Genomic DNA, 6,708 nt, shown 5'->3' with positions numbered 1-6,708 from the left:
CGCGTCGCGGTCCGGGCGGCGTGTCTCGGGCGATTGGGGCAGGGCGACCAGCAGTGCGGCCTCGGCGGCTGTCAGCCGCCGGGGCTCCTTGCCGTACCATGCCCGCGTCGCCGCGCGCACGCCTTCGAGATTGCCGCCGAAGGGGGCGCGGGTCAGGTACAGCGCGAGGATTTGCCGTTTGCTCAACCGTCGTTCGAGGGCAAGCGCCACGCGCATCTGCCGGAACTTGCCGCGCCACCGGCCGGTACCGCTGTTTTCCAGCAATCGTGCCACTTGCATTGTCAGAGTTGAACCGCCCGAAACGATCCGGCCATGCCACAGCGCCTGCCCCGCCGCGCGCAGTAGCGCCAACGGATCGATACCGCCATGGGTGTAAAAGCGCTGGTCCTCGTAGGCGATCAGCATGTCCAGATACCGCGGGTCGACCTGTCGCGGGTCAACACCGAGGCGCCAGCGCCCGTCCGCGACCGTATGGATGCGCAGGGTCTCCCCGTGCCGGTCCAGAACCTCGACCGATGTTTCCGACAGAAGCGGCGGCAGCTCGGTTCGGGCGATCCAGAGGTCCGCCCCGTCGCGCGCCAGCCCGGCCAGAAAAAGCAGCAGCGCGAGCGACAGCAGCCATCCGTCAGCCTGCCGCATGGATCACCTCGCCGTCCCAAAGGCCGGGAAAGAGCGTGACGAACCCGCTGGAATCCAGCGAAAGCTGTGTCTCGTGGCCCGTCTGCCGTGCACGGTACGAAATCACGTTCGCGGCCCGTGTCCGGCTGTAGACCTGATCGAGGGGTCTGAGCGTTCGCGCAGGATAGTCCAGCCATGCCGCGCGCGATGCGATCCCCACGCCGTCGAGGGCTTGCAAGCGTTTGACGGGCATCAGGTGGGTCGCGGGTGTGAAGGCGATGCCCAGATCCACGGCATCATCAAGCCCGGGTTGCGGCGTGTCGTTGACACGCCAGATACCTTGGTCGCGGCAGAGGTGCAGCGACACGTCCCGCTGACCGTGCAGGCCCGCGATGTCGGCGCTGAAGGTGTGCCAATCGGCATCACAGCGCACCACGTAGTCAAGCGCGGCAAAGCCCGCCGCGTCTCGAAACCGGGCATGACCCACGAGCAGCCAGCCATGATCGGCCCGCGCCAGCCGGCACTTGTCGTCGCCCTCGCGGTCGAGCGCACGCCAATGGACGATCGCGCGGGTCTGTCCGGTCATGGCGTCACCGTCATGCGCCCTGTCCCGGTATTGGCCCTGTACCGCGGCCTGTACATGTCCTCGACCGTGGCGGCCGGGTGGTGATAGCTGCCGGGCGTGACGGCGCGGGCGATATAGGCCAGGCGGAAAGGCGCGTCCGACCGCCAGTCGACAGCGGCAAGGAACCGGTCGGCGCGGAACTCGCTGTGCCGGGCCGCTACCGGGTCGAGCCAGTCGAGCGCGCCGATATCACCCGCGCGCAACAGGTTCGGGTTGTCGATCTCCAGACCCGCCGGCACGGGGTCGTCGATCATCAGGCGTGCCTCGGCCTTTTCGAAGGGCGTGATCGTCAGCACCGCGACCAGCCGTGTGCCCGCCGCGACACGCGCAAGCGCGACCTTTTCGCCGTCCATGTCGTAATAGCTTCGTTCGATCCCGTAACCGTATCCGCCCGCGTCCGCCGGAACCTCGGGCACGCCGGTGGTTGTCAGCGTGATGTCCACCGCACGATCGCCGGTATTGCGGATTTCCTGCGGGCTGAGCGTTTCGGCCAGCAGCATCCTTGCGAATGGGCCTGACAAGGCGCTTCCGTTCAGCGTGAGCCTGTCGAGCGACGACTCGTCGATCAACGCCTTGGCGGCCAGCAGCGTCCAGACCCGTTCCTGCGTCGACATGTGCGGGCCGGGCCGGGTGAGGCTGTCGGCAAGCTGCGCGTCATCCACCACGTCGCTGCCCGCCTCAAGCGCAAGGGCCAGCACGCCCGCGCGGTCGCGGGTCGGCGTGCCGTAATCGCTGCGCCACAGCGGGCGATCGGTGCCGGGGTCGTCCTGCAGCATCCGCACGGCCTGCGCGAACATGCGGTCGGCGCGTGTCTGGTCGCCATAGGCGGCCAGCGCCGCCCCCAGTTGCGCGGCGGCCAGTGGCGTTGCGAGGTTTTCCGCCTTCACATCGGCGTAGTAACGCAGATCGCCCATCCGCGCCGCGCCTTCGCGTGCCAGCACCAGCAGCGCATAGGCGATATCCTCGCCCCCGGTGTCGAAATCGGGCGCATAGTTCACACGGTTGCGCAGGTTGTCCATCGCCATGGCGAACGCTGTATCGGGCACGGTGTGCCCCGCGGTTCGCGCGCGCGACAGGAAATCGCTGACATAGGCATCAAGCCAGAAATCGCCCGGTTGCGCGCGCCACAGGCCGAAGGCGCCGTTGCTGGCCTGCCGCGTCAGAACGCGGCGCAGCGCATGGTCGATGCGCGCGTCGTTATCCTGCGCGGTACCCAGCCCGATGGCTTCTGCGACGTGGTCGAAATACAGCAGCGGCATTGCCTTGGAGGCCACTTGCTCGGTACAGCCGTAGGGATAGCGGTCGAGCGCGCTGAGCAATGCCGGGGCGTTCAGCTTGGCGAGCGGCCCGGCGGAAACGAGCGCGCGGCCCGTGCCCGTCCGCAGCCCGGCAAAGACATCCGCGTTCAGCGTGAAGGTGTCCCCGGGGCCGAGAGAGAAACGGCGGGTCGTGGCGATCTCCGGGTCGTTGCGGCGCACGGGCAAGGTCAGCCGTTTCGTCAACCGGTTCCCGTCAGGGGTGGTCAGGGCGACCCGCAGCGTGTGGTCGCCCGCGCCTTGCGCGGTGACCGGAATGCTGATCGCCAGCTTTTCACCCTGTTCCAGATCGATGCCCGACGGCACGTTGCCACCCAGTGTCAAACCCTCGGCCGTCACGTCCAGCCCCATGCGTCCGGCCGGGCCTGCCATGTGGACAAGTTCAAGCAGCAGGCGGGTTTCGTCACCCGGCGCCATGAAGCGGGGCAGGCTGGCCGTCATGACGACAGGGTCGCGCACCAGCACGTCCCGCGCGGCTTGTCCGACTGCCCGGGGGGACCATGCCACGGCCATCAGCCGCACCGTTCCGTTGAAATCCGGCAGGTCGAACCGTGCTGTCGCGCGGCCGGTTCCGTCCACCGTCAGCGGACCCGAGAAGAAAGCCACGAGGTCCTCGGTAGGCGGGGGGGATTGCATCTGCATGCTTCCCGCATCACCGCCCGAACGGACCCGCCCTTCGGCGCCGCTCATGCCATCTATGAGCCGCCCGTACAGATCGCGGATCTCCACCCCCAATCGGCGCTGGCCGAAGTAATGCGCGCTCGGGTCGGGCGATTCGTGGCCGGTCAGGTTGAGGATCCCGAGATCGACCGCCGCCAGCGTGACATGGGCGGCCTCGCCCGCGCGGACCCCGGCCACCTTTACCGCGACGTCCAGCGGGCCGCGTGGATCTGCCGCCTCGGATGCGTCGATCGTCACGCCGAGTTGCTTGTCGCCGGGGGAGATCTTCGCGTGACTGAGCCCGAGGGCGCGCGCCGGGTTCCGCCCTGCCGCCACGTCCATCGGCCGGATGACCTGCGCCGTCACATAGGCCCCGCTGCCCCAGTCATCGGTGACCTGAAGCGGTATGGTGTTCTCGCCCTCGTCGACCCGGACCGCCTTCATGTCGATCACGTGGTTGGACAGCACGGTGACAAGCGCCATCCCCGCATGGCGCGGCACCAGCCGCAGCGTGGCGGTATCCCCGCTGCGGTAACGCGGCTTGTCCAGCGACATTTCCAGCGTATCGGGGGTGCGCGTCGTGTCCGCGGGGGCATGCCAGCCCGCGTCGAACCCGGTCGACGCGGCGACATAGGGGCCGTCCGCCCGTTCAACGACCAGTTCGTAGCGGCCCCAGTCAACCTGCGCGGCGATCCGCACCGGTTTTTCGGCCAGATCGGCTGTTCCGCTCGTCACGCGTTTGCGGGTCGTGATCGGCTCCCAGTTCCAGCGGCCGTATTGCTGGTACCACTGGTAGCGCGTCTCGACGCGGTTGAGTGTCCATTCCACCCGCATGGGCATCGGGGCAAGGTCGGTATCAACCGCCGTGATCAGGAAACCCGCTTCGCTCCCCTCGGGAACGACACCGTCAGCCTCGGGCCGGATGCCGATCATCGGGCCGGACGGGGCCAGCATCCGCGTCATGCGGCGCTCGACCGGGCGGCCTGACCCTTCGCTGACCTGAACGGCCAGCCGCGCCTCGTACGGGCGATCGGCGGTCGGTGCCTCGGGCAAGGCGACCGGAAGCGTGAGCTTGCCGTCCTCCCCGGTCGTCCCGCGGTCGAAATACCGTGTGCGGGCCGTGGCCTGTGCATCATGCCGCCCGAACACATAGCCGGGCAATTCATCCAGCCGGCGGCGCGGCTCGATCCGCGCGCGCCCCTCGACATCCAGACCGGCGCCCGGCGCCCCGAAAAGATAGCGGGCCGTCACCTGTAGCGCCGGCGCGTCGCCCGGCCGGATCGGCCCGTCGGGCAGCGCGAGTTCGGCATCCAACCGTTCGGGCAGGAAGTCCTCGACCAGTACCCGCTGCGTGGCCAGCGGCGGCGCGTCCACGTCCGCCCTGATCTCGATGGTCCACGTGCCGCGCGGTGCATCCGCATCAACGGGCATGGCAAAGACATGGCCGCCCGCCTTGTCCCGTGCCGACAGGTGCCGCGCGTATTCAACCCCGTCGGGCCGGGTCAGGATCGCGGTGAGCGGCAGGCCGGGGATCGCAGCCGCCTTCGCGTCGCGTGCGAGGGCCGTTGCATGGATGACCTCGCCCGCGCGGTAGGCTCCCCGATCGGTGGCGAGGAACACGTCAACCGGCGGCGGCGCGGGCCGCCCGGCGACCCCTCTGTCAGACAGGTCGAAGGCCGGATCGGTCAAGGACAGGAAGCTCAGGTCATCCTCCCCCGACCGTGCCATGACAAGCGCGGGGGCCGCGCCGCCGGTACCACGTGCAAGCCCCGCCTCGAACATGGCATGGCCTCGCGCATCAGTCGTGGCACTTGCCAGTTCGCGATTGGCGCGTGACACCAGCGTCAGGTTGACATCCTCCCTCGCGCGGGCGTGGGACAATCCCCGCACAAAGACATGCAGGCCGTCCGAGCCCTTCATGGTCGTCAGGCCCAGATCGGACAGCACGAACCACTGTGTGGCGCCGCCCTTTTCCTGCCCGGCGCCATCGGCGACCCGTGCGGTGAGCGCGTAGATACCCGGCGGTTCATCGGCCAGCACATCCCCCATGGGAAGGCGCGTGGTCATTGTCCGGTTGAGCTCGTTGCCGACCTCGGCGCTGCCTTGCCACACGTTCTCTGCGATCTCGCCGTTGAAAAGTCGCGCGTCATGGCGCGACAGCGGCCGCGCGAAAAAATCCTCCTGAATGGTGCGCAGCAGGTTGCGGTCGCTGACACGGCGCAGGGTCAAGTCAAGCTCCCCGGTATTGACCGTTTCGACCGGGAGCGTCGCGCCCGCCGCCGCCGGCAGCACGTAGGCCCGGCCCGGAAAGCTGACCTTGGGCGCGCGGTCCCGCACGTAGGCAGTGATCTCGATATCTTTCGCAAGTGTCTCGCCGCTGGCCGCCGGCAGACCCTCGCGGAACGTGACTTGGTAGCGTTCCCCGTGGCGGACGCCATCAATGCAGATCTGCCGCTCATCCACCTGCACGACCAGTCCGGACTCGCGCAGGCGGACATAGGGCGTGTAATCGGTTCCCGCGCGGATCAGAGGTTCGGAAAACTCGGCACACAGCCGGGGCTGCGCAACCTCGGTCTCGACATCGTGCCCGGTTACCCGGAACCCGTATCGCGCGACGGCCCGGTCGAGTTTCTTGGCGGTTTCCTGTCGTGGCGCGGTGGATTGCGCGAGTCGCAGCGCCGCGATCATGTCACGCCCCCGTCCAGCCCGTTCAAGCGCATCGGCCATGACGGACAGCGCCGTCGCACCGGCCGGGGCCGAGGCCGCGCGAAGGTAGGCATTCGTTGCCGCCTGCAGCGCCCGTGCGTCGTGGTGGCGCCGTGCCGATGCGTTTTCGGTGTCGACCCGTAGCGCATGGCGGGCGTAATCGGTCCACAGTTCGCTGCGGTCCGTGACGGAAACAGCCGCGCCCGTCCATCGCATCGCATTTAGGTGGTCGCCCGCCTCGGCCCTGCTGCGGGCGGTATCCAGCATGATCCGGGTGCTCCAACCGCCGGCGGGATGACGTGCGCCGATGGCCTCGGCCTGTTCGCGGGCACGTGTAATGTCTTCGTCGCCAAGGAAATCAAGGCGGCTTCGCCGCGCCGCTGCGTCGGCCAGTACCGCGGGGTCGGTCGGCGTCAGTTCCGCTGAAACGGCGCCTTCGAAGGGCACTTTCCGGGAAACCGCGCTTTTCGGGAAGCAGGCGTTCGACCGGCTGTTGAACGTGTATGCGTGGCAGTCCGCGTTGGTCATGCAGGCACGGCGGCAGGCGTCGAGGCTGGTGTCGAAAAGCGCGGTCAAGTCTGAGCCATAGAAATCCACGTCGCGCGTGACGATTTCCCGCCGATCGGGCACCGGGGATTGCGCGACGGCGGCGATGGCCAACATGAAGCTGAAAAGGCAGACAAGAAATGAACGGATCATGGGGCCTCTCCCGGCAAGCAATGGTTAATCGTGCCACGCTACGGGGAAGCTGACAACGATTCCGGCGCGCTAGTTAAACCCGTG

3 protein-coding genes are annotated in these 6,708 nt (G+C 68.1%); all 3 read right to left on the bottom strand.

All coding sequences use genetic code 11. The features are described from left to right. On the bottom strand, window positions 1-639 hold a 639-nt coding region (locus ACH107_RS11280), incomplete at its 3' end, for a transglycosylase domain-containing protein (protein ID WP_412505943.1). Continuing rightward, the gene (locus ACH107_RS11275; protein ID WP_412505942.1) at window positions 626-1,204 is read right to left on the bottom strand and encodes a putative glycolipid-binding domain-containing protein; all 579 of its coding nucleotides are present in this window, start codon (window positions 1,202-1,204) and stop codon (window positions 626-628) included. The genes ACH107_RS11280 and ACH107_RS11275, both read right to left, overlap by 14 nt. Next, complete coding sequence (locus tag ACH107_RS11270) at window positions 1,201-6,624, bottom strand: alpha-2-macroglobulin family protein (RefSeq protein ID WP_412505941.1); 5,424 nt, start codon at window positions 6,622-6,624, stop codon at window positions 1,201-1,203. Before ACH107_RS11270 ends, ACH107_RS11275 begins: the two co-directional genes overlap by 4 nt. Between the last annotated feature and the right edge of the window lie 84 nt (window positions 6,625-6,708).

This window comes from Roseovarius halophilus (ex Wu et al. 2025) (genome assembly GCF_047086965.1).
This window is presented reverse-complemented; position numbering and strand designations above follow the sequence as displayed.